This is a genomic window from Lentzea indica (assembly GCF_012184385.1).
In the GTDB taxonomy this organism is placed as follows: Bacteria; Actinomycetota; Actinomycetes; order Mycobacteriales; family Pseudonocardiaceae; genus Lentzea; species Lentzea indica.
The window spans coordinates 1-1,514 of sequence record NZ_VSRL01000533.1; the positions used below are offsets into that span (position 1 = coordinate 1).

Below are 1,514 nucleotides of genomic sequence, written 5' to 3' on the forward strand. Positions count from 1 at the left end.
GAGCTAGACGGTATGACGTGACCGCTTGATGTGAGTGGTCGCGGGCCGGGGCCTCGCTCACGCTTGTTCGTGGGTTGCCGGGCAGGAGTGGCCTGCTCGGCCTATCCGACATGCGTGGGAGGCCCCGGTGTTTACCGAGCGTACGAGCGTGGGGCTGGACGTGCACGCGCGATCGGTCGCGGCAGCGGCGATCGACGGCGTCACGGGCGAGCTGGTCCAGACTCGATTGACCCCGTCACACGATCACATCCGGTCCTGGCTGGCGCAGGTGCCCGGCCCGGTGGCGGTGGCGTATGAGGCCGGGCCGACCGGGTTCGGCCTGTATCGCGCCTTGAGCGAGGCGGGAATCCGGTGTGTGGTCGTCGCGCCGTCGAAGCTGCGGCGGCCCTCGGGCGACCGGGTCAAGACCGACGCCAAGGACGCGGTGCACCTGGCACGTTTGTTGCGGTTGGACGAGATCACCCCGGTCGCGATCCCGACGCCTGGCCAGGAGGCGGCCCGAGATCTGGTCCGGGTGCGGGAGGACTGCCGCGGTGACCTGATGCGGGCCCGGCATCGGCTGTCGAAACTGTTGCTGCGCCACGGAATCGTCTACACAGGCGGGCACGCCTGGACCGGTGCGCACGACGCCTGGCTGCGCCGGCAGAGGTTCACCAGCCCGGCGGTGCGCACTGCGTTCGAGTCGGATTACGACACGGTGCTCATGGTCAAAGCACGCAGAGACCGGCTCGACGAGGCGATCACGGCCATGGCCTCCGACAGCGAGTTCACCGGGTGCGTGCGGCGGCTGGGATGCCTGCGTGGCATCTCGACGCTGACCGGGTTCGCCCTGGCGGTCGAGATCGGTGACTGGCACCGCTTCACCGGCCGCAGCATCGGATCGTTCGCCGGCCTGGTGCCCAGCGAAAGCTCCTCGGGAGCGTCGCGAGTGCTGGGTTCGATCACCAAGACCGGCAACACCCACGCGCGGCGGCTGCTGGTCGAAGCGGCCTGGCACCACCGCGCCCGCTACGCACCCGGCAAGATCATGCACGAGCGCTGGCAACTCGCCCCACCCGCGGCCAAGGCCCGCGGCGACGCCGGCAACCGGCGACTGCACGACCGCTGGGTCACCTTGAACCTGCGCCGCAAACCCACGGTGGTCGCATGCGTCGCCGTCGCCCGCGAGCTTGCCGGCTGGTGCTGGTCCCTGGCGGTGATGGACGACTGACCGCCACCGTCACAAACTTGCTTCGTCGCCACCGTTGCGGCGGGACAGCAGCGCGTGGAGCGACCCGCGACAGGACTATGAGCAACCGGCCCCGCCGGCGACACTCGACGCTAGACCCGCGGACCGCTCCTGCCGAACAACCCGTCCTGCGGTAACCAACCCGCGCATATCAGTCTGACCGCGCGTCGCCAACGACACGCTCACCCACCCGCAACACCGCGACGAAACACGAGGCGCCCGCCGGGAACACCCTCGTGGGCGCCTCACCTTGCCCCTTGACAAGAGGCCACTCCATATCAGTCCT

Annotated in this window: 1 protein-coding gene; it reads left to right on the top strand. The window is 69.6% G+C overall.

Going from position 1 to position 1,514, the window contains the following annotated elements:
* Positions 1-127: 127 nt before the first annotated feature.
* Positions 128-1,210, top strand: a complete 1,083-nt coding sequence (locus FXN61_RS49360) for an IS110 family RNA-guided transposase (protein ID WP_167980627.1) — start codon at positions 128-130, stop codon at positions 1,208-1,210.
* The last annotated feature ends 304 nt before the right edge of the window (positions 1,211-1,514 follow it).